Annotated in this window: 21 protein-coding genes; 17 read left to right on the top strand and 4 right to left on the bottom strand. The window is 62.8% G+C overall.

All coding sequences use genetic code 11. The features are described from left to right. Positions 1 to 2: 2 nt before the first annotated feature. From ACGYLD_RS11795 to ACGYLD_RS11770, 6 genes are all read left to right on the top strand, one after another. On the top strand, positions 3 to 1895 hold the full coding sequence (locus tag ACGYLD_RS11795) for a glycosyltransferase family 2 protein (RefSeq protein WP_271692092.1): 1893 nt from the start codon (positions 3 to 5) through the stop codon (positions 1893 to 1895). Continuing rightward, a complete protein-coding gene (locus tag ACGYLD_RS11790; RefSeq protein WP_271692090.1) occupies positions 1892 to 3307 on the top strand; it encodes a hypothetical protein in 1416 nt (471 codons plus the stop codon). The genes ACGYLD_RS11795 and ACGYLD_RS11790 overlap by 4 nt, the downstream gene beginning before the upstream one ends. Before the next feature lie 4 nt (positions 3308 to 3311). Continuing rightward, on the top strand, positions 3312 to 4277 hold the full coding sequence (locus tag ACGYLD_RS11785) for a PleD family two-component system response regulator (RefSeq protein WP_271692089.1): 966 nt from the start codon (positions 3312 to 3314) through the stop codon (positions 4275 to 4277). Further along, complete coding sequence (locus ACGYLD_RS11780) at positions 4264 to 6267, top strand: ATP-binding protein (RefSeq protein WP_271692088.1); 2004 nt, start codon at positions 4264 to 4266, stop codon at positions 6265 to 6267. Before ACGYLD_RS11785 ends, ACGYLD_RS11780 begins: the two co-directional genes overlap by 14 nt. Then, a complete protein-coding gene (locus tag ACGYLD_RS11775; RefSeq protein WP_271692087.1) occupies positions 6264 to 6623 on the top strand; it encodes a response regulator in 360 nt (119 codons plus the stop codon). The genes ACGYLD_RS11780 and ACGYLD_RS11775 overlap by 4 nt, the downstream gene beginning before the upstream one ends. A gap of 65 nt (positions 6624 to 6688) precedes the next feature. After that, on the top strand, positions 6689 to 7384 hold the full coding sequence (locus ACGYLD_RS11770) for a hypothetical protein (RefSeq protein WP_271692086.1): 696 nt from the start codon (positions 6689 to 6691) through the stop codon (positions 7382 to 7384). 16 nt (positions 7385 to 7400) lie between these two features. On the opposite strand, the gene ACGYLD_RS11765 is transcribed toward ACGYLD_RS11770, so the two are convergent. Next, positions 7401 to 8306 carry a LysR family transcriptional regulator gene (locus tag ACGYLD_RS11765; RefSeq protein WP_394402657.1) on the bottom strand — a complete coding sequence of 302 codons (906 nt, stop codon included), beginning with the start codon at positions 8304 to 8306 and terminating at the stop codon, positions 7401 to 7403. 156 nt (positions 8307 to 8462) lie between these two features. On the opposite strand from ACGYLD_RS11765, the gene ACGYLD_RS11760 reads away from it, so the two are divergent. The 11 genes from ACGYLD_RS11760 to ACGYLD_RS11710 all read left to right on the top strand — a co-directional run bounded on the left by ACGYLD_RS11760 (position 8463) and on the right by ACGYLD_RS11710 (position 22901). Continuing rightward, positions 8463 to 9449 carry a zinc-dependent alcohol dehydrogenase family protein gene (locus tag ACGYLD_RS11760; RefSeq protein ID WP_271692084.1) on the top strand — a complete coding sequence of 329 codons (987 nt, stop codon included), beginning with the start codon at positions 8463 to 8465 and terminating at the stop codon, positions 9447 to 9449. Positions 9450 to 9737: 288 nt separating this feature from the next. Then, the gene (locus ACGYLD_RS11755) at positions 9738 to 10718 is read left to right on the top strand and encodes a TAXI family TRAP transporter solute-binding subunit (RefSeq protein WP_271692083.1); all 981 of its coding nucleotides are present in this window, start codon (positions 9738 to 9740) and stop codon (positions 10716 to 10718) included. 111 nt (positions 10719 to 10829) lie between these two features. Next, positions 10830 to 13073, top strand: coding sequence for a TRAP transporter permease (locus ACGYLD_RS11750; protein WP_067268059.1), 2244 nt, complete (start codon positions 10830 to 10832; stop codon positions 13071 to 13073). A gap of 120 nt (positions 13074 to 13193) precedes the next feature. Next, positions 13194 to 14105 carry an AEC family transporter gene (locus ACGYLD_RS11745; RefSeq protein ID WP_271692082.1) on the top strand — a complete coding sequence of 304 codons (912 nt, stop codon included), beginning with the start codon at positions 13194 to 13196 and terminating at the stop codon, positions 14103 to 14105. A 120-nt stretch (positions 14106 to 14225) separates the two neighbouring features. Beyond that, complete coding sequence (locus ACGYLD_RS11740; protein WP_271692081.1) at positions 14226 to 14816, top strand: TetR/AcrR family transcriptional regulator; 591 nt, start codon at positions 14226 to 14228, stop codon at positions 14814 to 14816. A gap of 2 nt (positions 14817 to 14818) precedes the next feature. After that, a complete protein-coding gene (locus ACGYLD_RS11735) occupies positions 14819 to 15898 on the top strand; it encodes an efflux RND transporter periplasmic adaptor subunit (protein ID WP_271692080.1) in 1080 nt (359 codons plus the stop codon). Positions 15899 to 15902: 4 nt separating this feature from the next. Further along, a complete protein-coding gene (locus ACGYLD_RS11730; protein WP_271692079.1) occupies positions 15903 to 18953 on the top strand; it encodes an efflux RND transporter permease subunit in 3051 nt (1016 codons plus the stop codon). Positions 18954 to 19139: 186 nt separating this feature from the next. Continuing rightward, positions 19140 to 20054, top strand: a complete 915-nt coding sequence (locus ACGYLD_RS11725) for an ABC transporter substrate-binding protein (protein ID WP_271692077.1) — start codon at positions 19140 to 19142, stop codon at positions 20052 to 20054. Positions 20055 to 20152: 98 nt separating this feature from the next. Further along, positions 20153 to 21238 (top strand): ABC transporter permease, encoded by a 1086-nt coding sequence (locus tag ACGYLD_RS11720; RefSeq protein ID WP_276154005.1) that lies wholly within the window; start codon positions 20153 to 20155, stop codon positions 21236 to 21238. Further along, complete coding sequence (locus ACGYLD_RS11715; protein ID WP_394402653.1) at positions 21235 to 22170, top strand: ABC transporter ATP-binding protein; 936 nt, start codon at positions 21235 to 21237, stop codon at positions 22168 to 22170. The genes ACGYLD_RS11720 and ACGYLD_RS11715 overlap by 4 nt, the downstream gene beginning before the upstream one ends. Continuing rightward, positions 22167 to 22901, top strand: coding sequence for an ABC transporter permease (locus tag ACGYLD_RS11710; protein ID WP_394402651.1), 735 nt, complete (start codon positions 22167 to 22169; stop codon positions 22899 to 22901). The genes ACGYLD_RS11715 and ACGYLD_RS11710 overlap by 4 nt, the downstream gene beginning before the upstream one ends. A gap of 3 nt (positions 22902 to 22904) precedes the next feature. On the opposite strand, the gene ACGYLD_RS11705 is transcribed toward ACGYLD_RS11710, so the two are convergent. The 3 genes from ACGYLD_RS11705 to ACGYLD_RS11695 form a co-directional block, all read right to left on the bottom strand. Next, positions 22905 to 23600, bottom strand: coding sequence for a haloacid dehalogenase type II (locus ACGYLD_RS11705; RefSeq protein WP_394402649.1), 696 nt, complete (start codon positions 23598 to 23600; stop codon positions 22905 to 22907). 71 nt (positions 23601 to 23671) lie between these two features. Next, positions 23672 to 24976, bottom strand: a complete 1305-nt coding sequence (locus ACGYLD_RS11700) for an NAD(P)/FAD-dependent oxidoreductase (protein ID WP_394402647.1) — start codon at positions 24974 to 24976, stop codon at positions 23672 to 23674. Continuing rightward, positions 24976 to 26325, bottom strand: coding sequence for a glutamine synthetase family protein (locus ACGYLD_RS11695; protein WP_067262431.1), 1350 nt, complete (start codon positions 26323 to 26325; stop codon positions 24976 to 24978). Before ACGYLD_RS11695 ends, ACGYLD_RS11700 begins: the two co-directional genes overlap by 1 nt. Positions 26326 to 26396 lie beyond the last annotated feature (71 nt).

The raw sequence follows: 26396 nt of genomic DNA, 5'->3' as shown, positions 1-26396 counted from the left end.
CCGTGCCGTTGGATGCCGAAAGCGAAGCCATTGGTTCGCTGCTGCTTGACCGTGGCGCGCTGACGGCGGAACAGCTCGACGCGGCAGAGGAGCTGGCCGAGGAGTGGAATGTCTCTCTGGTCAAGGTTCTTCTGTCGCGGCGCTGGCTGACCACGCAGACCCTCTACCGCGAGATCGCCTTTTACCACGGGCTCGCGCTGGTCGATCTGATCGAGGACCGCGCCGATGACGATCTGATCCGCCAGTATGATCCGGTGGTGATGAACCAATTCATGACGGTGCCGATTGCCCGGGCAGAGGATGGCACGCTGACGGTGGCCACCTCGCGCCCCGGCCCGCGCACGCTGCTGCATATCCGCGAGGTTTACGGCTCTGGCGTGACCATCGTCGTGGCCTCGCATTTCGATGTGTCATGGCAGTTGCAGCGCGCCTTCCGCGAGAAACATTCGCATGAGGCTGTCTTTGCGCTGGCCGAGCTTGACCCCGACATGTCGGCGCAGAACGTCGTGACCCCGCCACAGATCTTGGTGATTTACCTCATGATCTCGGCGCTTCTGCTGGGGCTGGCCTTTGCCCCCGTGGTCACGCTGATCGTGCTGAACGTCCTGCTGACGGTGTTCTACACCGGCAACTTCCTGTTCAAAGCGCTGCTGGTCTGGCTCGGCGGTGCTGCACAAGAGACTTCATCGCGGGCCATCGCGGCCGAGGCATCGCTGCTGCGCGACGAAGACCTGCCGATCTATACCGTGCTGGTGCCGATGTTCCGCGAGCCCGAGGTGCTGCCGATCCTTGCCCAAGCGCTGCGCAACCTCGACTATCCGTTGGCCAAGCTCGACATCAAGATCGTGCTGGAAGAGGGCGACCACGAGACCATCGACGCGGCGCGCAAGCTCGACCTTGAAGGCGTGTTCGAGATCATCCGCGTCCCGGCCTCCCACCCGCAGACCAAACCCAAGGCCTGCAACTTTGCGCTGCGCTATGCGCAGGGTGATTTCCTCGTGATCTTCGACGCCGAGGATAAGCCCGAACCGGATCAGTTGAAAAAGGTCATCGCTGCCTTCAACCAATCCGCGCCCAATACCGCCTGCATCCAATGCCGTTTGAACTATTACAACGCGCGGGAGAACTGGCTGACGCGGATGTTCACGCTGGACTATTCGCTGTGGTTCGACCTGATGCTGCCGGGGTTGGAGCGTTTGGGCGTGCCGATCCCGCTGGGCGGCACCTCGAACCACTTCCGCATGGACGTGCTGCGCGAGTTGAACGCGTGGGATCCCTTCAACGTGACCGAGGACGCCGATCTGGGCATTCGTCTGACGCAGAAGGGCTACCGCGTGGGCGTCATCGATTCCACGACCTTTGAAGAGGCCAATGTCTCGATCCCGAACTGGGTGCGCCAGCGCTCGCGCTGGATCAAGGGCTATATGCAGACCTTCCTCGTCCACAGCCGCAGACCCATTCACCTGTGGCAATCGGTCGGGGCGGCGGGCGTCTTTGGCTTTGTCTTCTTCATCGGGGGCACGGTGCTCTCGGGCCTGTTGAACCCGGTCTTCTGGTCGATCTTTGCCATCTGGCTGATCTTCGGGACCGAGGTGATCACCCCCTATTTCCCGCTGCCGGTGCTCTATCTGTCGTTGGTGAACCTCTTGGCGGGCAATGGCTTGCTGATCTATCTCACGATGGTGGCACCCTTCCGGCGCAGGTGGACCGATCTGGCCCCTTGGGGGATCACCGTGGTAGGCTATTGGGTGCTGATGACCGTGGCCTCTTACAAGGCGCTGTCGCAGTTGATCTTTAACCCGTTCTATTGGGAAAAGACCCAGCACGGCCTGTCCAAACACACCGCCAATGAGGTGGCCGAAGCCAGTGCCGAAGCGACGGAGGCCGCGCAATGATCCGCGCCGCCTCATGGTCTTTCGGCTTTGTCGCGCTGGCGCTGCTGCTTTTGCTCACCCTCGGCTGGACTGAGGCGCATGGCTTCCTGTCGATGGACGTGACCGACCTCTGGGCCAAATCAATCGTACAGATCGAGGGGCCGGCGCAGTTCAAGGCAAGCGATGCTTTCTACCCGCCCGTGCCCTATGCGCTGTCGCTTTTGGGGCAGGCGGTCTTGCCCGATACGCAGGTGCCGGTGCCCTTCGTGCTTTCCGCGCTGGTGGGGGCGGGGCTGCTGGTCCTGTGGTTTCTCAACCTGCGCGACACGGGCGGGTTTTCGGGCGTGACCTCGGCGCTGGTGGTGTTGTTTTTGGCGCTGAACCCCTTTTTCCTGCGCGCCTTGGCCGATGGGCCTGAGACGATGTTTTGCATCTTGGGCACATGGCTCTTCGCGCGCGGGATCGTCAATCTGCGGCTGACGGGCAATGCGCCGGATATGATGAAAGTGGCCGTCGGGCTTTTGGTGGTGGCCCTGTCTGACAGCTATGGCCTTATGCTTTGTCTGGGCGCGATGCCCTTTATGATCGTCGCGGCACGGCCCAGCATGATCGCGGTGTCGTCGACGGGCTATCTGGTGGCAATGTTCTATCCCGTGGCTGCCGCCGTGGGGGCGCTGATGTTCGTCAGCATGATCTTCGACAGCCGCCTGATCCCGCTTTTGTCGGAAAGTGCCACGCCGCTGACCTTGGGGGAGCATCTGGTCATTCTGGCCGGGCTGGGCCCGGCGGCCCTTATCGCGATCCTGCGCAATATCATGGTCCCGCGTCTGTTCATGCCGCTCTTGGCAGCGGTCGGGGCGGTGCTGGGCGGCTATACGCTTAACGTCTTTTTCCATGTCGAAGGCGACCCGGCCATGGCGCTGGCGCCCATGCTGGGGGTCTTGGTCGCCGCGATCCGCTTTTGGCCGAACCTGTCCTTGCGTGAGCCGATTGCCATCGCGCTGTTGGCGCTGTCGCTGCTGACCTCGGCGGTTGTGATGCGCCATGTCGCCCATGACGAAACCCGCGCTTGGACCAACGCGATGCTCGGCGCGGAAAACGCAGCGTCCCGCCCCGCGCGAGAGGTCGTTTCATTCTTGCGCGACAAGTCTGATATTATGGTAGATGTTGAGAGAAACCCCGAGATCGTCGTCGGTCTGGGGAATATCGACCGGCTGGTGATCGCCGGAGAGCCTGCCTACGACTGGGCGCTTGAGGGGGGCGTGCCGCGCACAAGGTACATCGTGGTCCCGCAACAGGCGGAAGGGCAGGCCACAGCAGACAGAATTCTGCGCAGGTTCCCGCAGCTGAAGCAATCGCAGATGCCGGGGTATGAGGAGGTTTTTCAAAACAGCCGATGGCGTGTTTTTGAAAGAGTTAACGAGTGGAATTAAAATCATGAGCCCACGAATTATCGCAGTCGACGACTCGGATATCGCGCAGGATTTCATCAGCGCGACGCTTTCTGAGCTTGGCTTTGACGATGTCGTCAGTTTCATCGATCCGCGCAGTGCACTCGACGCGATCGAAAGCGATGAGGCCACGGCGGACCTGATCCTGATGGACATAATGATGCCCGATATCGATGGTATCGAGCTTTGCGCCCGTATCCGTGCCTTGGACAGATGGAGCGATGTGCCGATCATTATGCTGACCAGCCGAACAGATATGGGGTCTCTCTCCGAAGCCTTCATGGCGGGGGCCAACGACTATGTCACAAAACCCTTCAACCGGATTGAGCTTCAGGCCCGTATGCGCAGTTGCCTGCGGCTGAAATCCGAGTTGGACCGCCGCCGTTCGGGCGAAAACCGCAGCGCGCGCCGCCGTGCCGCGCCGAGCGTGTCAGAGGCCACGGTGCCCAGCCTTTTGGGCAGTAAATCCGGGTTTCAGGGGCATCTCATGTCGCTGTCGCCCGCGATGCAAAAAGACCTTGGCCTGATCGTCTTCCGCATCGATGGCGACCGTGACCAATCCGATGCGGCGCGCGCGCAGCGGCAAGAGCTTCAGCGCCGCGTGGCCGGGCTTTTCGGCAAGGTCGAAATCCCCGCGCAAGACGGGTTCGCCCATTGGGAGGATGATCTTTTCGTCTATGGCGCGCTCCACGCGGATCGCGCCCAGCTTGAAGCGCGGGCGCATCAGTTTATCTCAGCCGTGGCTGAGGCCTCGGCCACCGTGAAAGAAGGCTGGACCTCGCGGCCCTTGAGCGTCAGCGCTTGTGTCGTGCCGCCCTCGGATGCGGCTGTCGCCACCTCGCTTGCACGGGGCATTCAAGGCGTCGAAAGTGCTGGAATAACAAGCGCGCCGGGCAGCATCTGCCTTGCCGCCAATGACATAGGACACCAAGCCGAGAATGGTCAGCACTGAGCCCACTAATAAAGCTGATGCGGAACCGTCTTCGCGCGCGCAGACCCTGTTCTGGGCGCTGATTTCGGCTGCCGTTCTGATCTATTTCGTGGGGCTCGCGGTCCTGACCTGGTCGGACTACAAACGCGCCACGACCCGGGCAGAGGTGGAGCTTGAGCATTTCGCGGAGCTTTACGAGCAGGCGGTCGATGCCTCACTCTCGGTTGCGAATGTGCGGATGTGGGGGCTGATCGATGAGCTGTCGACCGCGCGTCTGAGCAACCCCGCGCAGTTCGAGGCGCAATACGGTGATCTGATGAATGCCGCCGTGCAGGAGACCGAGCAGGTCGATGCGCTTGTGCTGATCGGCGCCGATGGGGTTGTGCTTTGGGCCACGGTGAAGCCGCTTATGGGCCAGTACCTTGGGGACCGGGCCTATTTTCAGGCGGCGATTGGCCTTGATGTGGATGAATATACGGTCGGGGTGCCCATCGTGTCGCGGGCAACAGGGCGGCGGCTGACCCCGATTGCATGGCCCTTGATCGGCATGGATGGCCGGTCGCGCGGGGTCTTGGCGTCTTCGCTGGGCGAGGATTACTACTCGCAATTGCTGGCAATAGATGGGTTGCAACAGGACATGTATGTCGAGGTGGTAACCTCCAACGGAGAGCGGGCCTTTGTTTCGGGGCGGCCTCCACGCGACCCCGATACGCCCGTGTTTCGCGCCCGCAAAGAAATCCCGGCGCTGGACCTCTATATCGACGTGACGCGCAGCAAGCCGGCGGTGCTGCAAAATTACTGGCAGCGCACCTTGGTTTTCGTGGGGCTTGCCACGATCCTGTTCCTGACGGTGATCAACGCGGCGATCCGCGCACGGCGGCAGTCGACCCAATTGGCGCAGGCCCTGCGCACTTCCGAACGGCACCGCGAACGGATCCGCGTGGCGCAGAGCGAATTTGACGCGATCTTTGAGAATGTCGGCGACGGGCTGATCGTCTATAACGACAATAACAAGCTGCACCGCTCCAACCGCAAGGCGCGTGAGTTGATGGGCGTGTCCTCAGATATCGAAGCCGTGCAAAAGCTGCGCGGCATGGTCCCGCCCTTTTCGCAGATGGACGAAGACGTTGCCGTTCACCGCATTCAGATCACCACCGCCGAGAACGAGAGCGTTGCGGTGCAATGCCGGGTGATGAAGCTGCATCTGCATGGGGATTACATCTCCTATAACGTGCTTCAGGACATCTCTGCCGAAGAACGTCTCGTGGCAGCGCGCACGGCCTTTGTCACCTCGGTCAATCATGAACTGCGCACGCCGCTCACGTCCCTCGCCGGGTCGCTCGAAATCCTGCATGACCGCTTTGGCGACAGCATGCCAAAGAATGCGGGCAAGCTGTTGTCGATGGCCACCCGCAATGCCGACCGGCTGTTGGTACTGGTCAACGATATCTTGACCCTTCAGGCGATCGACCAGCGCCAACTCAGCATCCAGACTGAGCGGGTCGCGGTGTCGGAAGTGCTGTCGGAAGCCATCGCGGCCAACACCGGCTATGGGGTGAACCGCGACGTGCAACTTGACATTCACACAGGCCCCGACGCGGCGCAGGAAGCCTATGTGCGGGTCGATACCGTGCGCATGCAGCAAATCTTCTCCAACCTCATTTCCAACGCGGTGAAATATACCCCGCGCGGCGGCACGGTAAAAATCGGTGCCGAGGTGGACGACCAATGGGTCACGTTCTATGTCTGCGATGCGGGGCCGGGCATCCCAAGAGCCGCCCATGATCGTATGTTCAAAAGGTTCGCTGACCCTGTGCACTCTCGCGAAAACCAAGCGAATGGGACGGGGCTGGGGCTGGCCATCACGCGGGAGTTGGTGTTGCGACAAGATGGCGATGTGAGCTTTGAGACACGCTCGGAAGAAGACGGTGATGAGAACCCCGGCACCACGTTCTATGTGCGTTTCGCCCGGGATACAGGCGCCGCGCCCAAGCAGGGGGCATCGGCATGAGAGTGTTGTTCGTCGATGACGAGGATGACATCCGCGAGTTGATCGAGTTTGCGATCATGACCGAAGATGACATCGAACCGACCTTCGCGGCGACCGGGCTCGACGCGATTGCCACGATGGAGACGCAGTCTTTTGACGTGATCATGCTGGATGTGATGATGCCGCCCCCCGATGGTATGGAGGTGCTGCGCTGTGCGCGGGCCAATGCGGATTTGGACGACACGAAGATCGTCATGTGCACCGCCAAAACCTCGCCCGAGTCGGAGAAGAAGTTTCGCGACCTCGGGGCAGATCACATTCTGCACAAACCGTTCAAACCGCTGAAGCTCGCGGATTTCATTCGGTCGATCGTATAATACCTCATCGCTCAGCCTCTCGCGGCTCTGAACACGCGGAACTTACCATGCGCAAAACAGCGAAAATGCCTTCTGACCTCGCGCGGCGATTCTTGCCCCGCCTTGTTGTCCTCTCGGCCATCGGTACCATCGCCCTCCCGGCAAGTGAGGTGGCATCGGCGGCGTGGCCGCGGGGCGAAGACAAAAGCTTTGTCACCCTGTCCTATGAGACCACCGCAGATGGCCCCGACTTTGGCGATTTCGGTGCGTTTTACTACGAATACGGGGTGACCGAGAAACTGACCTTCGGCCTCGACATCGGCAAGAGCCAGAGGGGGGGGCAGGTCAGCGCCATCGCCTTTCTGCGCTATCCGCTTGAGCTCTCGGGCGGGGACAATGTTTTCGCCGCCGAAGTCGGTCTTGGCTGGGCCGAACGGGATGGCAGCGCGGTGGCGGCCCTGCGGCCTGGCCTGTCTTGGGGGCGTCCGGTATCGGGGGCTTGGGGCAGCGGCTGGCTGGGGGTGGAAAGCACCTTTGCCATTTACGAGGACGGCGAAACACTGGGCAAGATCGACAGCACCTTCGGCATCAACCACGAGAGTGGCAACCTGTCGATTTTCAAGCTGGAGTTCGCGGCCCCGTCAGACGGGGATGAGACATTGGCCTTTGCGCCGTCGCATGTGATCAAGGTCTCGGAAAACAGCTTTCTGGAACTGGGTCTGTCGCATGAATTCACCGACGCTGTGACCAAGGTCAAAGTCGGGGTCTGGCACAGCTTCTGACGCGCTTCGGGTCTGCTCAATCCCGCCAATCGGGGCGGTTGCCGAGGTGGGCAATCAGAAAGTCGATGAAATATCGCGTCTTGGGTGTCAGCACGTTTGAGCGCGGATAGACCAGCCAAAGCACCGACCGGTCGTTCATCCGCCAGCCCGGCAACAGCCGCAGCAATCGGCCCGAGGCAAGCTCGTCCGACACGCTCCAAAGCGAGTTGATCGAGATGCCAGCCCCCGCGAGGGTCGCTTCGCGCTGCGCATCGCCATCGTCCATGATCACGCGGCAGGTCATCTCATGCGGGTTGAGCGTGGCGGCTTCGCCCTCCGGCCCGATCAGCGCGCGGGGCTCAAGATCACCCCAAGCGATCAGGTGATGATCCCGCAGCGCGGCGGGGGTCTGGGGCAAACCGTGGGCCGCCACATAAGACGGCGCGGCGCAAAGAACGCGGGTGTCATCGGCCAGTTTGCGCCCCCGCAGGCTGCTGTCGGTCAAGGGTGCGCTGCGCAGGGCGAGGTCGAAACTGCCTTCGATCGCGTCGAACCGGGTATCGGAGAGGCGCAGATCGAGGGTCAGTTCCGGGCAGGTCTCGTGGAATTCCGGCAGCAGCGGCATGATGTGACGCTGCGCAAAGCTGCTGGGGGCGGCGAAGCGCAGGATGCCCTTGGGCCCCGCCTTGGTCCCGCCCAGAATGGCCCGCGCGGCATCGGCTTGGGCCAATATCTCGCGCGCATAGGGCAGAAAGTCCGACCCATCGAGCGATAGCGAGACCTTCCGCGTCGTGCGCCGCAAAAGCTCAACCCCGAGTTCTTGTTCCAGCTTGGCCAAACGCGCGCTGGCGACGGCCGGGGCCATCCCCAAAGCGCGCCCGGCGGCTGAGATGTTCAGCCGTTCGGCAGCCATGACGAAAAGGCGAAGGTTGTCGATATCCATGGGCCGCGGTCCTTGCTGCGGATCATCCGCCGGGTCAGCATATAGTGCTTGGTATTATATTCAATAACAAGAAACTGAACTCAAGTTTCATCCGATTATCTGGCGCGCCATGTTGGCCTATCTCTGTCTCAACGCAATGTAACGGGAGATAGACCGATGAAATCCATGACCCTCACCAGCTATGGCGCAGAGGCGCCTTTTGTCGAAGCCGATTTGCCACGCCCCTTGGCCACCCCCGGCCATGTGGTGCTGCGCGTCAAGGCGACCAGCGTGAACACCATCGACACGATGATCAAGAACGCGGGCAAGGACCTGCCTCTGTCGCCTGACCTGCCTGCCGTTCTGGGCATGGATTTCGCCGGGGTGATCGAAGAGATTGGCGAAGGTGTCACCGGTTTCGCCGTGGGTGACGAGGTCTATGGCTGCGCCGGTGGCTTGGCCGATCTGCAAGGGACGCTGGCCGAATTCATGCGCGCCGACACGCGGCTCATCGCCCATAAACCCAAATCCCTATCGATGCGCGAGGCCGCGGCCCTTCCGTTGGTCGGCATCACCGCTTGGGAAGGGTTGCACCGCGCAGGCGTCGCAGCCGGGCAGAAGGTGCTGGTCCAAGGCGGCGCGGGCGGGGTCGGCCATCTCGCGGTGCAACTGGCAAAGCACATGGGGGCCGAGGTCTCCTCGACCGGCACCGGGGATGACCAGATGGCGGTGATCGAGGGCTATGGCGCGCGGGCCATCGACTTCAAAGCCGAGAAAATCGAAAACTATGTCGCCGCCCATACCGCAGGCCGCGGTTTCGATGCTGTTTTCGACACCGTGGGCGGGGACAATCTGCCGAACTCTTTCGCCGCCGCTGCGCTGAACGGCCATGTGGTCACGACCGTGGCCCTGTCGGCGATCGACCTGACCCCGGCGCATTTCAGCGGGCTGTCCTTGCATGTGGTCTTCATGCTTTTGCCGATGCTGCATGACGTGAACCGCGCGGTGCATGGGGAAATCCTTAGCAATCTCGCCACGCTGGTCGACGAGGGGGCGGTGAAGCCGCTGCTCGACGAAAAGACCTTTGATCTGAGCGCGGTTGGCGATGCCTATGCGCGGCTGCAAAGCGGACAGGCGATCGGCAAGGTTGTGGTCGACGTCTAAGTCAGGCCGAACACTGATTGATATCACGCTCCGCTGCGCCTCCCGCGCGGCGGGGCTTTTAGCGGCCTGCCCCTTCCCTCGATCACTGCCGCTGGCGCGCAACTGCCAAAGAATGCGCCATTGACCCAACGGTAGGCTGCCTCTTTCTCTCTCATCCCTGGTTTCACGGCAAATTCGGACTTGCCTCTGCCTGTCAGTGTACAGTTAATTGGCCGGACAAGCTGAATACAGCGGCGGCGCGCGGCACCCTGTGCCGACGCCCGTTAAGAGCAACCAAGGGAGAGAGACATGAAATTCACCGCAATCCTCGCCGCAAGCACCATTCTGGCAGGCGCTGCCGTCGCTCAGGACACGGATAAATCCGACTGGCCGAGCAGCTTCACCGTGGGCACGGCCAGCCAAGGCGGCACCTACTTCGCCTATGGCTCGGGCTGGGCAAACCTTGTGGCCAAAGAACTGGGCCTGACCGGCGGTGGCGAAGTCACCGGCGGCCCGATGCAGAACATGGCGCTGGTCCACACCGGCGAGGCGGCCTTCGGCATGACCACAATGGGCCCGGCGGCGGAATCGCTGGCTGGCACCAACCCCATCGCCCCCGGTTTGGAAATGACCCAAGCCTGCGCGATGTTCCCGATGTATCAGACACCCTTCTCCGTGACCGCGCTGTCGTCCTCGGGCATCTCCTCGGTCGCTGATATTCCGGCGGGTGCCAAGATCGGCTTTGGCCCGGCGGGTTCCACCTCAGACACCTATTTCCCGCGCATGATGGACACGCTCGGCGTCGAGTATGAGCGCCGCAACGGCGGTTGGACCGATCTGGGCGGCCAGTTGCAGGACGGTCTGCTGGACGTGATCGCCTTTGCTGCCGGTGTGCCGGTGCCTGCGGTCAGCCAGCTTGAGGTGCAGACGGATGTGAACATCATCGAGTTCACCGAGGAAGAGCAGGCCAAACTGCTCGAAGAGTTCCCGGTGTCCGAGTTCACCATCGACGCCAGCACCTACACCACGCTGGAAGAGGGCGCGCGCTCGGTCTCCATGTGGAACTTCGCGATTGCCAACTGCGATCTGCCGGAATCCTTCGTCAAAGCGGCTGTGGATGTCGTCATGTCCGACAATGAGCGGATGAAAGGCATTCACAAGGCGGCGGCTTCGACCCTGCCTGAGAACTGGGAGAAGAACACCGTTCTGAAATGGCATCCCGGTGCGGCAGCTTGGTTCAAAGAGAACGCGGATGCCGATATTTCCGACGATATGATCTACGGCAACTAAGCGAACGCCTAGACAAACTTGCATGCCGTCCCTAATCGGGGCGGCATCTTGCCATCATCCCGCCTGATTGTCGGGACAGATCCCGCGCAGATATCGGGAAAGGAAGCCTCCATGACAGACCAGCATAGCGCCGCCGACCCGCAGGGCCCGATTGTCGCCGAAGGGGTCGATGACGAACCGGTAGAAAGCAATCGCCGCATATTCACCGGGCGCACCTATCTGGTCGTTGCGGCCATGTCGGCGATCTATGCCTTCTTTCACATGGCGGCACTCAACGGCATGTCGATCGGAGAGCTGACCGGCATCCGCATCCCGCTTTTGCCGACCTTCCCGATGGAGACGTGGAATTTCCGCATCGTGCACATCGCGGGTGCGCTGATCCTTGGCTTTACCCTCTATTCCGCCCGCGCCTTTGTGGATGAGGGCAAGGGGCAGGGCCGTCATCCGCTGGATTTCGTGGCATGGGCTGCGATGATCCCGGCGCTTTATTCGATTTGGACCGCGTGGAGCATCGCCAGCCAGATCGCTGGCGGCACCCAGTGGAACGGCATGAGCCCCGAGTTCAAGACCCTCGAAATCTATCATTATGGCCTGCCGCTGGTGGCGGCGACGGCCATCGGCATCGTCGTGGGGTGGCTGCGCGGACGCGAGCGGGGGCAGGTTTCGCCTGCGGACCTGTTGCTGTCCATCTGCGGTGTGGCCGTGGCGATTTACCTGATCACCATGTACGGCACCTTGATGCGCAACTCGACGGGCACGCCCTTTGCGCCCATCGGCATCTCCATCGCCGCAGTTGCAGGCACCGCGCTGATCATGGAGCTGACGCGCCGCGTGGCGGGGCTTGCGCTCATCGTGATCTCGGGTGTCTTTCTGGTCTATGTCTTCGTCGGGGACATGCTGCCGGGCTTCCTGAACGCGCCCAACATCCAGTGGACCCGCTTCTTTAGCCAAGTCTACACCGATGCGGGTATTCTGGGGCCGACCACGGCGGTGTCGTCGACCTATATCATCCTCTTCATCATCTTCGCAGCCTTCCTTCAGGCATCGAAGGTGGGGGACTATTTCGTCAATTTCGCCTTTGCCGCCGCGGGCCGCTCCCGCGGGGGCCCGGCCAAGGTCGCGATCTTTGCCTCGGGTCTTATGGGGATGATCAACGGCACCTCGGCGGGCAATGTGGTGGCGACAGGCTCGCTGACCATTCCGCTGATGAAAAAGGTGGGCTACCCGGCCCGGACCGCAGGCGCGGTCGAAGCCGCCGCCTCGACCGGGGGGCAAATCATGCCGCCGATCATGGGGGCGGGCGCCTTCATCATGGCCGAGATCACGGGCATCCCCTACACCGATATTGCCGTGGCGGCGATCATCCCGGCGGTGCTCTATTTCGTGTCGATCTACTTCATGGTGGATTTCGAAGCAGCCAAGCTGGGCATGCGCGGGATGCGTTCCGAGGAACTGCCCAAGCTCAAGGACATGCTGCGCCGGGTGTTTCTGTTCATTCCGATCATCATCCTGATCTATGCGCTGTTCATGGGCTATTCGATCATCCGCGCGGGCACGCTGGCGACGGCGGCGGCGGCAGTGGTGTCGTGGTTCACGCCCTTCCGCATGGGGCCGCGCAGCATTGTCAAAGCCTTTGACCTGGCCGGGATCATGTCGATCCAGATCATTGCGGTCTGCGCCTGTGCGGGCATCATCGTGGGTGTCATCAGCCTGACCGGTGTCGGCGCGCGTTTCTCTTCCGTGCTGTTGGGGCTGGCGGAGGCGAGCCAATTCCTCGCCCTGTTCTTTGCCATGTGTATCGCCATTCTGCTCGGCATGGGCATGCCCACCACGGCGGCCTATGCGGTGGCGGCTTCGGTCGTGGCGCCCGGTCTGGTGCAACTGGGCATTCCGCTGCTGACGGCGCATTTCTTTGTCTTCTACTTCGCCGTCGTCTCGGCCATCACGCCCCCCGTGGCGCTGGCGAGCTATGCCGCGGCGGGGATTTCGGGCGCCAACCCGATGGAGACTTCGGTGGCCTCCTTCAAGATCGGCATCTCGGCCTTCATCGTGCCCTTCATGTTCTTCTACAACGGCGCGATCCTAATGGACGGCACGTGGTTCGAGGTGATCCGCGCGGGCGTCACGGCGATCTTCGGGGTCTATCTGCTGTCTTCGGGTATGCAGGGCTGGTTCGCGGGCAGCGGTGCGGCTTGGTTCATCCGGCTGGGCCTGATCCTCGCGGCGCTTTGCATGATCGCGGGTGGTCTGATGACCGACCTCATCGGCATCGCAGTGGCGGCGGTGATCTTTGCCGTACAGTGGAAGTTCCGCCCCGCACCCGACGCCCAAATCGCGGTACACGGCAGCGATTGATCCGTGATTGATCCATGTCCCGGCCCTTTGGGGCCGGGGCCGCCCGTTTGAGGCATCGCTCCCTGTTGCATCTGGGCCAAGCCGCGCCTAGGGTCCGCGCGATCCTTCCGGGCGGTTAATATGTTCACTATCTTTCTGGCCATCGCGCCGGTCTTCGCGCTGATCCTCATGGGCTATGGCCTGCGCCGGGGCGGCATCCCTTCGACCAAGTTCTGGAACCTGAATGACCGGCTGGTCTATTGGGTGCTGATGCCTGCGCTGTTCTTTGCCAAGATCTCGGCAGCGGACCTCAGCGGTGGCTTGGGCGACTATGCCCTGCTGCTCTACGCTGGGTTCTTTGCAGCGATCTTTTGTGGCTGGCTGTTCGGTCGGGCCTATGCCGCGCCGCAGGGCAGTTCGCTGATGCAGGGCAGTGCGCGGTTCAACACATTCATCGGCCTCGCGATTGCCGAAGCCGTTTTTGGCACGGCGGGGCTACAGATCGCCGTTCTCGGTTCGGCCCTGCTGGTGCCGGTGGTGAATGTGACTGTGGTGACGCTGATGACCCGGCAATTGGGCGGGGGCGGGAAATCCATCCTCAAAGGCTTGGTGAAGAACCCACTGATCCTCGGCATTCTTGCAGGCGTGCTGTTCAACTTCGCGGGGCTGCACGAAGTGCCGGTCTTGCACGAAAGCGCGCGCATCTTGGGGGATGCGGCGCTGCCGATCATGCTGCTTTGCGTCGGCGCCAACCTGCGGCTGCGCGGGCTGTCCGGCTCCGTCTCGGTCATCGGGCTGTCGATCATCGGCAAACATCTGGTGAACCCGCTGGCGGTTCTGCTGGCTGCGCTGATGCTGAACCCCGCGCCGCTGACGCTGCAAATCGCGCTGATCTTTGCAGCTCTGCCGACCGGCGTGGCCAGCTATACACTGGCGCGTGAGATGCGCGGCGATGCGCCTTTGATGGCGGCGATCATCACCACGCAGACGCTGCTCAGCTTTTTCACCCTGCCGCTTACGCTGTACCTCGGCAGCCTGATTTCCGCGCCCTAAACCCCGTTCCATGTGCAAAACGCGATTGTGATCTGCGCAGGCCGCATGGCGGCTGATTTACAGGTTGACATATTTGGTTCGAATGTCCAATTGCGCCTTGACCAATGTCAAGGAGCCTGCATGACCGAACTCGAAAAGACCGTGCTTGACGCTGCGCTGCATGTCTTTTCCCGCTATGGGGTCAAGCGCACCAGCATGGGTGATCTGTGCGAAGAGGCGGGTGTCTCGCGCCAGACCCTCTACAATCGGTTTCGCAACAAGGACGACATTCTGCGCGGGCTGATCGGGCGCTACACCGAATTGGCGCTGGAAGAGATTGCCGAAGAGATGCCCAATGCGCCCGATCTGGCGGCGCAGCTTGATCTGATCTTTGATCGGATGGTGGTGCGCGGCTATGACACGATGCAGGCGATGCCCAATGCGCAGGATTTCATCGCCGGGGCCAATGCCGTCAGCCAAGAGGCGCTGCAATGTTCCGCCGGGCGCTTTCGCGACGTGATCGCTAAGGTGCTGATGCCCTATGAGGCGTCGATCACCCGCAATGGCCTGAGTGTCGAGGCGCTGGCCGATTTCATCCAACGTTCCGCCAAGGCCGCTGGCATGCATGCGCTGGACCGTGACCATTTTCTCGCGCAGCTGCGCACCCTCAAACAACTTAGTCTGACCGCCGCCCTTGGGCCCGTGCCGGATGCTATTCATAAGGAAGACTGACTATGGCCAAGTGGCTTGTTGAGACGACGCGCGGGACCGGCGCGGGGCGGGTGTTGGGATTTGCGCTGGCCTTGGCCGCCGGTGTCGCCGCGCCAATGGTGGCTGCCGCCGAAATGCCGGTGGTAAAGCTGCAAACGGTTAAGGTCAGCGACGCCGAGGTTGAGCGCGTGTTCTTTGGCAAGGTGGTTGCACGTGAAACCGTGGACCTTGCCTTTCAAGTCGGCGGTCAGATCGAGGAATTCCCCGTCGAAGAGGGGGCCACGGTCAGTGAAGACACGGTCGTCGCTCGGATGGATCTGGAGCCATTTCAACTGGCGCTAGAGCAGGCGCAGGCCAATGACGCGCAGGCGCGCCGGACGATGGAGCGTTATCAAAAGCTCGCCGGGTCTTCGGTGGCCGAGGTCAATCTGCAAGACGCGGAAACCGCCGTGACGGTCAACGATATCGCGGTGCGCAATGCCGAACGTGATCTTGAGAACGCGACCCTCCATGCGCCCTTCGATGCGATTGTCGCCTCGCGGCTGGTGCCCAATTACTCGACCGTCAGCGCGGGCACCCCGGTGGTGCGTCTGCATGACATGTCCGAGTTGCGGGTCGAGATCGACGTGCCCGAAACCCTGTTCCTGCGCGCAGGCCGCGACCCCAGCGTGCGCTTCATGGCCAAGTTTCCGGCCAACGCCAATACCTACCCGATGCAAATACGCGAATACAACGCCGAGACGGCGGATGTCGGCCAGACCTATAGCATCACCCTTGGGGCGGAATTGCCCGAAGATTTCGTGCCGCTGCCCGGCGCCTCGGTCGAGGTGCGCGCCACGCTGAACATCGGCGGTTCGAGCATCATCGTGCCCGACACCGCCATCGTGGTCGGCAATGACCGCGGCACCTATGTCATGGTCTTTGACCCCACCGGCGCACGCGAAGGCACGGTGACCCGCACCGCGGTCGAGATCACCCCAACCGCGCGCGGCGATGTCAAAGTCGAAGCGGGGCTGTCGGATGGTCAAGAGATCGTCGTGAGCGGCGCAAACCAGCTTGAAGACGGTGCCGTCGTGCGCCGCTTCGTCGGTTTCGGAGACTGAGCACATGGATATCGCACGTCTGTCGATCAACCGCCCGATCTATACTTGGATCATCATGCTAACCTGTCTTTTGGGCGGCATCTGGGGGTTTGCCACCCTTGGCCGTCTGGAAGACCCGGCCTTTACCATCAAAACGGCGGTGGTGGTGACCCAATACCCCGGTGCCTCTGCCGAAGAGGTCGCGCTTGAGGTCACCGAACCGCTTGAATCGCAAATCCAGAAGATGTCCGAGATCAAGGACATCGAATCCATGAACCAGCCCGGTCTGTCGTGGATCACGGTCAATATGCAGGACACCTTCGATGGGTCGGAACTGCCGGAAATTTGGACCAAACTGCGCAACCGCGTGAATGAGGCAGCATTGCCGAGCGGGGCGACACAGCCCTATGTGAACGACGGTTTCGGCGATGTTTACGGGCTTTACTACGCCGTCACCGCAGATGGCTATTCCGATGCCGAGGTCAATGAACTCTCCAGCTATCTGCGGCGGGAATTGCTGCTGGTGGATGGCGTGTCGGATGTGGCGCTCTCGGGCTTGCCCAACGAGGTCATCTATGTCGAACCGCAGCTTGCGCTGAGCACCACGCTCGGCATTCCGCCCTCGGCCATTGTCGGCGCGGTATCGAGCGCGAATGAAATTGTTGACGGCGGCGCCATTCAAGACGCGGACGGGCGCACCCTGATCCAGCGGCCCGAAGGCTCTGACAGCGTGTCCGAGATCGCCGCCTTGTCGGTGGGGGTTGGCGGTCAGGTGATCAACCTTGCCGATGTGACCAACATCTACCGCACCCGCGAGGCCAACCCCGATCTGGTGATCCGTCACAACGGGCAGGAGGCCTTTACCCTCGGGGTGGCCGGGATCGCGACCGAGAATATCGTCGATATCGGCAAGCGGGTGGACGACAAGCTTGCGCAGCTGCGCGAAACGCTGCCCTTGGGCATCTCGATCGAGTCCATCTACCGCCAGCACGCGGTGGTCGAAGAGGCGTCGAACGCCTTTTTGCTGAACCTCGCCATGTCCGTCGCCATCGTTGTGGCTGTGCTGGCCGTCTTCATGGGCTGGCGCGCGGCGGTGGTCGTGGGTTCCACCCTGTTGCTGACGGTGGTGGGCACGCTCTTTTTCATGGCGCTCGGCGCGATTGAGATGGAGCGTATCTCACTCGGGGCGTTGATCATCGCGATGGGGATGCTGGTCGATAACGCCATCGTTGTGGCCGAGGGGATGCAGATCTCCATGCAGCAGGGCAAGAGCTCGCGCGAAGCGGCGACCGAGGCGGCGAGCAAGACGCAGATCCCGCTTTTGGGGGCGACCGTTATCGGCATCATGGCTTTCGCCGGGATCGGGCTGAGCCCCGATGCCACGGGTGAATTCCTCTTCTCGCTCTTTGCCGTGATCGCGATTTCGCTGCTGCTCTCTTGGGTGCTGGCCATCACCGCCACGCCGCTTTTGGGGCACTACTTTTTCAAACGCGGCGTCGAAGGCGGGGCTGGCGGCTATGATGGGGCGATCTTCAAGGGCTATGCCGCCGTGCTGCGTGCCTCGCTCAAGCTCCGCTGGCTGGTGATCGTGGCGCTGATTGCCGGGACGGCGGTGTGCTATGCCCTCTTTGGTCAGATCAAGCAGCAGTTCTTCCCCGACAGCAACACGCCGCTTTACTTCGTGCATTACAAACTGCCGCAAGGGTCGTCGATCCATCAGACCTCCAACGATCTGGCCGTGCTCGAAGACTGGCTGGTGGCGCGGGACAATGTCGAAGACGTGACCTCCTACGCGGGGCAGGGGGCTGCGCGTTTCATGCTGACCTATCAGGCCGAAGACCCTAACCCCAGCTATGGGCATCTGATCGTCCGGGTGTCTTCGCTTGAGGTGATCCAAGACGAGATGAACGCGCTTGAGGCTTTCGCTGCCGATGCGGTGCCGCAAGGGGAGTTCCGGGCCAAGCGCTTGGCCTTTGGCCCCGGCGGCGGTGCCCCGATCGAGGTGCGCTTCTCGGGCCGCGATCCCAATGTGCTGCGCGATCTCGCGGATGAGGCGATGGACCGGATGCAGGCGGCGTCGGACAATATCATCACCCCGCGTCAGGACTGGCGCGAGCGTGAATTGGTGCTGCGTCCGATCTATGCCGAAGAACGCGCGCAGGACGCTGGCATCTCGCGGACCGAAATCACCGAGACCCTCAAATTCGCCACCGAAGGCACCAGCGGCGGCACCTTCCGCGAGCGGGATCGTCAGATCCCCATCGTGATCCGCGCCCCGCAGGATGCCGATCTGGCGCTGACGGATCATGTGATCTATGCCCAGAACACCAATGCGCTGGTCCCGATGGAGCAGGTGATCGACGGTTTCCGGTTCGAGCCGCAGGACACGCTGCTCTACCGTCGCGATCGGGCCGATGTGATCACCGTGGGTGCCGATATCCCGCGCGGCGTCACGGCGGCGCAGGTGCAGGCCGAGGTGCAGGAAACCATCGAGGCGATGGAAATCCCCGAAGGCTATGCCATGGAATGGGGGGGCGAGTTGGAAAGCGCGGGCGAGGCGCAGGCCGCCTTGGGCAAGCAATTGCCGCTCAGCCTCATCATCATGGTTCTGATCTCGGTCCTGCTGTTCAACGCGCTGAAACAGCCGATCATCATCTGGCTCTTGGTGCCGATGGCGGTGAACGGTGTCAGTCTGGCGCTTTTGGGGACGGGGCTGCCCTTCACCTTCACCGCGCTTCTGGGGCTCTTGTCGCTCTCGGGGATGTTGATCAAGAACGGCATCGTGCTGGTGGAAGAAATCGACCTCACCCGCGCCGCCGATCCGACGCTGGACCTGAAAGAGGCTATCGTCACCGCCTCGACCTCGCGTTTGCGCCCGGTCTTCCTTGCCGCCGCGACGACCATTCTGGGGATGTTGCCGCTGTTGTCGGATGCCTTCTTCCAGTCGATGGCGGCGACGATCATGGGCGGGCTGGCCTTTGCCTCGGTCCTGACGCTGATCGCGGCACCGGTGCTCTACTTCCTCTTCTTCAAGCGCAGCGCCGCGCGTGAGGCAGAGCCCGCCCGCGCCGCCTGATCGGTGTGTGCCGGCAAGGCAATGGGCGCGTCCGGTCACTCCGGGCGCGCCCTTTGTCGTATCCGGGCGGTAAAAATTTCGCGCCGCCCTGCAATCCCGCCTTGGTTTCGCGAAATTGCCAGCTACCTTACCGTTTTCAAACGGCATGTCGCCGTGTCAGGCCATTGTTTCAAGGAGTTCTCGCCCATGGGTCCCCGCATTCTTTCCACTGCCGCCGCCGCTGGCCTTGCCGCCACTCTGGCCTCTGCCGCCTCGGCAGAGATCACCGTTTCGTCGAAAATCGACACCGAAGGCGGCCTGTTGGGTAACGTCATCGCGCTGGCGCTCGAAGATGCGGGTCTGCCGGTTGAACGCCGTCTGCAACTGGGCGGTACGCAGGTTGTGCGCGAAGCGATCCTGTCGGACCAGATCGACATTTACCCCGAATACACCGGCAACGCGGCCTTCTTCTTTAACGAAGCGGAAAGCGATGTCTGGAAAGACGCGGCCAAGGCCCATGCCCGTGCCAAGGAATTGGACGGCGGTGAGAATAACGTCACATGGCTCGACTCCGCACCGGCCAACAACACTTGGGCCATCGCCGTGACCGGCCCGGTGGCCGAGGAAAATGACCTCACCACCATGTCAGATTTCGGCGCATGGGTGGCCGAGGGCGGTGAGGTGAAGCTCGCGGCCTCGACCGAATTCGTGTCCTCTCCGGCTGTCTTGCCCGCGATGCAAGAGACCTATGGCTTCGAGCTGAGCCAAGATCAGACCGTGATCCTGTCGGGCGGTGACACGGCGGCGACCATTCAGGCGGCGGCGCGTGGCACATCGGGCGTGAACGCGGCGATGGTTTACGGCACCGATGGCGGCGTGGGGGCCACGGGGCTGGTGGTGATGGAAGACGACAAGGGCGTGCAGCCGGTCTATGAACCCGCCCCCATCGTCCGCGCCGAAGTGTTGGAGGAATACCCCCAGATCGCCGAAGTGCTGAACCCGATCTTCTCCGGGCTCGACATGGCGACGCTGCAAAAGCTGAACGGTCGGATTCAAGTCGGCGGGGAGCCGGCGGAAGCCGTGGCACGCTCCTATCTGACCGAGACCGGGGTGCTGGACTGATCTCCGCCGCCCGCACAATAACTGGCCCCGGCGCAGGGATTTCTGCGCCGGGGCTTTTGTTCGCTGTGCTGGGCGCGGCAGCGCTTTGCGTGCCTTTCATGACCCTTGCCGCCAACCGGATCGTGGCGGGCGAAGGGGTGATGGCATGGGGCGTGGTCAGCCTGCCGGTGGTGCTGCCGGGGCTTGCGGCGATCGGGGCGGGGCTGCTGATGGGGCTGCCTGCGGGCCGTAATGGTCTGCGTATTGCCGGGGCGGCTTTGGGCTTGGGCGGGCTGTTGTGGCTGCTGACCCAAGGCGCCTCCGGCCTGCTGGCCGAAGCGGGTGATTATGCCCGTGTCTCGCCCTCAGTAGGCTTCTGGTGTCTGCTGGTTGTCTTCATGTTGCTCATGGCAGATGCGCTCGCCGCGATGGCACCGGGGCCGCTGATGCGCGGGGCCGTGCTGGCGGGCGTGCTTGCGGTGCTTGGCGCGATCCTGTGGTCGGGGGCGCTGTCGGAGCTTTCGGTGATGCAGGAATACGCCAGCCGGGTCGATGCCTTTGGCCGGGAGTTCCTGCGCCATCTCGGGCTGGCCTTCGGCTCTCTCGCCGCGGCGGCGGTGATTGGATTCCCGCTTGGCGTGCTCTGTCACCGTCTTGCCGGGCTGCGCGGGGCTACCTTGCCGGTGCTGAGCTTTTTGCAAACCATTCCCTCGCTGGCCATGTTCGGGCTGATGATCCCGATCCTCGGCTGGGTGGGGGCCAATCTGCCCGGCGCGCGGGCGCTTGGCATCGCGGGCATCGGCTTTGCGCCCGCCTTTCTGGCGCTGGTGCTCTATTCGCTGCTGCCCGTGGTCGGCAATACCGTGGCGGGGCTGGCCTCTGCCCCGCCGGCGGCGCTTGAGGCCGCGCGCGGCATGGGGATGACGCCGCTGCAACGGCTGCTGCGGGTGGAACTGCCGCTGGGCCTGCCGATCATCCTCACCGGGCTGCGCATCGTCTTGGTGCAGAACATCGGGCTGGCCGTCATCGCCGGGCTGATCGGCGGCGGCGGCTTCGGGACCTTCGTTTTTCAAGGGCTGAACCAAACCGCGACAGACCTGATCCTGCTGGGCGCGTTGCCGACCGTGGTGCTGGCGCTCACGGCCGCCATCGTGATGGACATATTGGTCGAACTGACCCGCAAGATCCCAAAGGACAGCGCATGATCGAGATCGACCGCATTACCAAGACCTATGGCGACATCCGCGCGGTGGATTCCGTGTCGATGACGGTTGAGACGGGCACGATCACGGTGATCGTCGGCACCTCCGGTTCAGGCAAAACCACGCTGTTGCGGATGATCAACCGGTTGGAGGAACCGACCTCGGGCGAGGTGCGGATCAACGGCGACTCCACCCTTTCGGTCAAGCCGCATATCCTGCGGCGGCGCATCGGCTATGCCATTCAGGGCCACGGGCTGTTCCCGCATCATAAGGTGGGGCGCAACATCGGCGCGGTGCCGCAATTGCTGGGCTGGCCGCGCGAGAAGATCGCGGCGCGGGTGGATGAGCTGCTCGCGCTTTTCTCGATGGATCCCGCGCAATTCCGCGACCGTTATCCGGCGGAGCTTTCGGGCGGGCAGCAGCAGCGGGTCGGCGTGGCGCGAGCCTTGGCCTCAAGGCCCGATCTGTTGCTGATGGACGAACCCTTTGGCGCGCTCGACCCAATCATTCGCACCCGCGCGCAGGAAGACCTGCGGCACATCCAGCAGCGGCTGGGGTCGACCATCATGCTGGTGACCCACGACATGGAAGAGGCGATCCGGCTGGGCGACCGGGTGGCGGTCATGGACGGGGGGCATCTGGTGCAGCACGGCACGCCGGCCGAGATCATCGCCGCACCCGCGACGGATTTCGTGGCAAATATGGTCGGCGATGTAGAGCGGCCCCTGCGGCTTCTTTCACTGATCCCCGTCGCGGAATTGGTGGAAGAGGGCTGCGCCGAAGGCGAAACGCTGCCCGCCAATGCCAGCCTGCGCGACGCGCTGTCGGCCTGCCTGTGGACGGGGCGCGCGGCGGTGCCGGTGGCGAAAGACGGGGTGCCGATGGGCCGGGTGACCCTTGATGCAATCCGCGCCCGGGCCGGGCAGCACGCATGAGGATCGGCTGGTTCCTGCGGCCGCTTATGGTGGCGGTGCTGCTGGCGTTGGTCCTGCGGCCTGAGTGGTTCACGCCGCTGCTGGCGCCCTTGGCTCCGGAGAATGGTCCGGTGATCTACACCCGCGCCTCGCTCTTGTCGCTGTCGCTGAGCCATCTGGCGCTGGTGGCCATGGCCTCGGCTGCAGCGACGGTGGTGGCGGTGACGCTGGCGGTCCTCGTGACCCGCCCGGCGGGCGGGGCCTTTCGCCCGCTGTCGCGCACTATTACCAATATGGGCCAAACCTTCCCGCCCGTGGCGGTGCTGGCGCTGGCCGTTCCGGCGTTGGGCTTTGGGGCCGGGCCGACGCTGGTGGCGCTGTTTCTCTATGGCCTACTGCCGATCTTCGAGAATGCGGTTACCGGCCTCACCAACCTGCCGCCCGCCACGATGGAGGCCGCCCGCGGCATCGGGCTGAGCCGTTGGCAAAGGCTCTGGCGGGTGGAACTGCCGCTGGCCCTGCCGGTGACGCTGACGGGCATTCGGCTGTCGGTGGTCATCGCGCTTGGCACGGCGACCATCGGCTCGACCGTAGCAGCACGGACCTTGGGGGAGGTGATTATCGCGGGGCTTTTGACCAATAACACCGCCTTTGTGGTGCAGGGCGGGCTGGCGGTCGGCCTGTTTGCGGTGCTGATCTATGACGCCATGGTGCAGCTTGAAACGCGGCTGGCACGGCGCATGGGCGGCTGAGGATCAGCGCCCGTTCGCGGCGATGATCTGCTCGGCCAAATCCTCCAGATTGTCCGAAAGGTAATGCGGCTGCGGCACCTCTTGCACCTCGATCAGGTTGTTGTTGGGCCGCGTGAGGAAAGCCCCCTGACAGCCCGCCGCCTGCGCGCCGATGGTGTCCCACAGATGGCAAGCCACCATGCAGAGATCATCGGTTTGCAGATCAAGCGCCTCGGCCACCATCTGATAGGTCGCGGGATGAGGTTTGAATTTTGCGACCGCGTCGATGCTAAAGCTCCGCTCGAAGAAATCGGCGATCCCGGCTTTCTCCAGCGGGGTCGGGGCCGGGGAAGGGGGCGAATTGGTCAGCGTGACCAGCCGAAACCCCGCCTTTTGCAGCCTGCGCAGGGCAGGGGCGACATCCGGGTGGGCGGGCATGGAGCCGATGAGGGATTTCAGCTCGGCCACATCATCATCCGTCACCGTCACGTCCTTATTCGCACCGACCATCCGCAAGACGCCACCCGCCAGTGCGCCAAAGGGCGCGTAGCGGCCCGAGAGGGTCATGGTCTGGGAATAGAGGATCAGCTCGGCAAACCATTCGCGCATCACCGAAGCGTCGCCGAAGAGGCGCGTGAAGAGCGGCTCCAACGTGGTAATGTCCAGCAGGGTCTCGTTGACGTCGAAGACGATCACGGAGGCGGGCTTTTGATCGGGCATGGGGGTCCTTCCACTCATGACGTGCGCCATGCCCGCCACTGTGAAGAAACCCCCAGCCCTGTCAAAAGGTTTCAGACACCCAAACGGTCGCGCAGCCCGTACCACCACGACCCCACGACCGAATAGGGCACGCGGAACATGCGCCCGCCGGGGAAGGGGAACCATGGCACATTGGCGAAGACGTCAAAGCGGGTGAGGTCGCCGTCGATCGCCTCGGACAGGATGCGCCCGAAGGTATGCGAACCGGTCACGCCGTGGCCGCTGTAGCCATGCGCGAAATAGGTGTTGTCACCGATCCGGCCCATCTGCGGCACGCGGCTGAAGGAAAGTGCGAAATTCCCGCTCCAGGCATAGTCGATCTTCACGTCTTTCAACTGGGGGAAGACCTTGTCCATATTGCGTATGAGCTTGGCCTTGATGTCGCGCGGGTCCGCGCCGCCATAGACGGTGCCGCCGCCAAAGAGCATCCGTTTGTCACCCGACAGGCGGTAGTAGTCGAGGATATAGCGAATGTCTTCGACGCAGGCATCGGTGGGTAGCAGCGTATGAGCCTGTGCCTCGCTCAGCGGTTCTGTCGCCATGACTTGGGTCGAAACTGGCATCACACGCGGCGCCAGCGTGGGCACCACATGGCCCAGATAGGCATTGCCGCAGAGAACCAGCGTCTTGCAGGTCATCGTTCCCTTGGCCGTTCGGACCACGGGGCGGGCCGCCTCGTGATCGACATCCGTGACGGGGGACATCTCATAGATAGTGCCGCCGTTCTTCTCAAAGGCCGCCGCTTCGCCGAGGGCGAGGTTTAACGGGTGCATATGGCCGCCCGAATGGTCGATCAGCCCGCCTTCGTAGAGGTCGGAATTGACGTGGGCGCGGAGCTGGTCCTTGTCCAGCATCTCTTGATTGTCGATGCCGTAGCTTTGCCAGAGCTTCTGCCGCTCCTCCAACTCGCGCATATGCGCCGTGGTGAGGCCGGTGAAGATGTTCTTGTCCTTGAGGTCGCATTGAATGTCATAGGTGCGGACCCGCTCGCGAATGATCTCGCCGCCCTCTTGCACCAGACCGGCGACGAAAGTGGCGGTGTCCTGACCGTAGCGGCGCTTGATGGTTTGCAGGCTCGCGTTCAGCCCGTTAACGATCTGCCCGCCGTTGCGCCCCGAGGCGCCCCAGCCCACGCGCGCGCCTTCGATGATGGCGACCTTATAGCCCTTTTCGGCCAGATGCAGACCGGTCGACAGCCCGCTGTAGCCCGCGCCGACAATGCAAACATCGATCTCGTGATCGCCCTGCAATTCGGGGCGCGCGGGGGCGGGGTTGGCCGAGGCGGCGTAGTAGCTTGACGTATGGCTGCCGTCTCCGGCGTAGGGATGGCGCGACATCAGACGATCTCCAGATAGGTGTCATATTCGAAATGGGTCACTTGCCGCGCGAATTTGCGCAACTCCTGCGTCTTGCATTCGACCATCATCGTCTGCAACCGGGCAGAGAACAGGCCGGGCACATCCGGCCCCTTGCGGAAGGCGTCGATGGCCGTGGCCCAGTCGAGCGGCAGGTTGTCGAGCTTCATTGTATAGGCGTCGCCGGTGATCGGGGCCACGGGCTGCATGTCCTGCTCGATCCCCAACAGCGCGCCGCCCAAGATGCTGGTCAGCACCAGATAGGGGTTGGCGTCGGCCCCGGCGACGCGATGCTCGATGCGGCGGGCCTTGGGGTCGCCGCCCGGGATGCGGATTGCGGCGGTGCGGTTCTCATAGCCCCAAGCGACATTGGTCGGCGCATGGGCGCCCGGCAGCAGGCGGCGGTAGGAGTTTTCATGCGGCGCGAAGGTCAGCGTATTTTGCTGCATCGTGGCCAGCAGTCCGGCGACGGCGTTGAGCATCAGAGCTGTGCCTTCCTCCCCGCCGTTGTCGAAGACATTGACGCCGTTTTCATCCACCAAGGAAAAGTGAACGTGAAAGCCGCTGCCCGCCAGATCGCCATAGGGTTTGGCCATGAAGGTGGCGGCGAAGCCGTGTTTGCGGGCGATGCCGCGGACCAAACGTTTGAACAGCACCGCGTCATCTGCGGCGCGCAGCGGATCGTCCACATGGCGCATGTTGATCTCGAACTGCCCCGCCCCGTTTTCCGAAATGGCGGCATCAGCCGGGATGCCCTGCAATTCGCAGGCGTCATAGACCTCGTTCAGGAACTCATCGAAATGCTGCAACTCGTCCAGCGACAGCGCACCGTCGGAATCCAGCCGTTTGCCCGTGACCGGAGAGCAGGGGGCCTGCGGGTGATCCTCGGTCGGGTCGAAGAGGTAGAACTCCAGTTCCGTGGCGACCACGGGGGTCAACCCGCGCGCCTTGAACCGCGCGGCCACCTCGGCCAGCGCGCGGCGCGGATCGCCGGGGAAGGGCTTGCCGTTTTCCTGACGCATCCAAAGCATGGCCAGCGCCGTGGGGCGCGTGGTCCATGTGATCGGCATCAGGGGCCGCCCGGTGAAATCGCAAAGCCCGTCGGAATCCCCGGTCTCGAACACCAGCTCGCTGTTTTCAACATCCTCGCCCCAGATATCCATGCCGACGATGGACAGCGGCAGGCGGAGCCCACCTTCGACGACTTTGGACACCTGATCGGCGGGCACCCGTTTGCCGCGCATGGTGCCGTTGAGGTCACAAACGCAGGCAAAGATCGATTCGATCTCGGGATGTTGCGCCAGCCACGCTTCGGCTTTGCTCTCGGACATGGGGTTCCTTTCGATATCGAACCTAAAAATGTGATACCATTTGTTGTAATGTCATATCACTATCCGCTTGT

Source organism: Sulfitobacter sp. 1A12056, assembly GCF_043558125.1.
GTDB classification, from domain to species: domain Bacteria; phylum Pseudomonadota; class Alphaproteobacteria; order Rhodobacterales; family Rhodobacteraceae; genus Sulfitobacter; species Sulfitobacter faviae.
The sequence above is the reverse complement of the archived record's forward strand: the minus strand, read 5'-3'. Positions and strand labels throughout refer to the sequence as shown.

Coding starts and splice junctions, on each gene's coding strand:
- ACGYLD_RS11790 (WP_271692090.1), top strand. CDS start 1,892: ATGATCCGCGCCGCCTCATGGTCTTTCGGCTTTGTCGCGCTGGCGCTG.
- ACGYLD_RS11785 (WP_271692089.1), top strand. CDS start 3,312: ATGAGCCCACGAATTATCGCAGTCGACGACTCGGATATCGCGCAGGAT.
- ACGYLD_RS11780 (WP_271692088.1), top strand. CDS start 4,264: ATGGTCAGCACTGAGCCCACTAATAAAGCTGATGCGGAACCGTCTTCG.
- ACGYLD_RS11775 (WP_271692087.1), top strand. CDS start 6,264: ATGAGAGTGTTGTTCGTCGATGACGAGGATGACATCCGCGAGTTGATC.
- ACGYLD_RS11770 (WP_271692086.1), top strand. CDS start 6,689: ATGCCTTCTGACCTCGCGCGGCGATTCTTGCCCCGCCTTGTTGTCCTC.
- ACGYLD_RS11765 (WP_394402657.1), bottom strand. CDS start 8,306: ATGGATATCGACAACCTTCGCCTTTTCGTCATGGCTGCCGAACGGCTG.
- ACGYLD_RS11760 (WP_271692084.1), top strand. CDS start 8,463: ATGAAATCCATGACCCTCACCAGCTATGGCGCAGAGGCGCCTTTTGTC.
- ACGYLD_RS11755 (WP_271692083.1), top strand. CDS start 9,738: ATGAAATTCACCGCAATCCTCGCCGCAAGCACCATTCTGGCAGGCGCT.
- ACGYLD_RS11750 (WP_067268059.1), top strand. CDS start 10,830: ATGACAGACCAGCATAGCGCCGCCGACCCGCAGGGCCCGATTGTCGCC.
- ACGYLD_RS11745 (WP_271692082.1), top strand. CDS start 13,194: ATGTTCACTATCTTTCTGGCCATCGCGCCGGTCTTCGCGCTGATCCTC.
- ACGYLD_RS11740 (WP_271692081.1), top strand. CDS start 14,226: ATGACCGAACTCGAAAAGACCGTGCTTGACGCTGCGCTGCATGTCTTT.
- ACGYLD_RS11735 (WP_271692080.1), top strand. CDS start 14,819: ATGGCCAAGTGGCTTGTTGAGACGACGCGCGGGACCGGCGCGGGGCGG.
- ACGYLD_RS11730 (WP_271692079.1), top strand. CDS start 15,903: ATGGATATCGCACGTCTGTCGATCAACCGCCCGATCTATACTTGGATC.
- ACGYLD_RS11725 (WP_271692077.1), top strand. CDS start 19,140: ATGGGTCCCCGCATTCTTTCCACTGCCGCCGCCGCTGGCCTTGCCGCC.
- ACGYLD_RS11720 (WP_276154005.1), top strand. CDS start 20,153: ATGACCCTTGCCGCCAACCGGATCGTGGCGGGCGAAGGGGTGATGGCA.
- ACGYLD_RS11715 (WP_394402653.1), top strand. CDS start 21,235: ATGATCGAGATCGACCGCATTACCAAGACCTATGGCGACATCCGCGCG.
- ACGYLD_RS11710 (WP_394402651.1), top strand. CDS start 22,167: ATGAGGATCGGCTGGTTCCTGCGGCCGCTTATGGTGGCGGTGCTGCTG.
- ACGYLD_RS11705 (WP_394402649.1), bottom strand. CDS start 23,600: ATGCCCGATCAAAAGCCCGCCTCCGTGATCGTCTTCGACGTCAACGAG.
- ACGYLD_RS11700 (WP_394402647.1), bottom strand. CDS start 24,976: ATGTCGCGCCATCCCTACGCCGGAGACGGCAGCCATACGTCAAGCTAC.
- ACGYLD_RS11695 (WP_067262431.1), bottom strand. CDS start 26,325: ATGTCCGAGAGCAAAGCCGAAGCGTGGCTGGCGCAACATCCCGAGATC.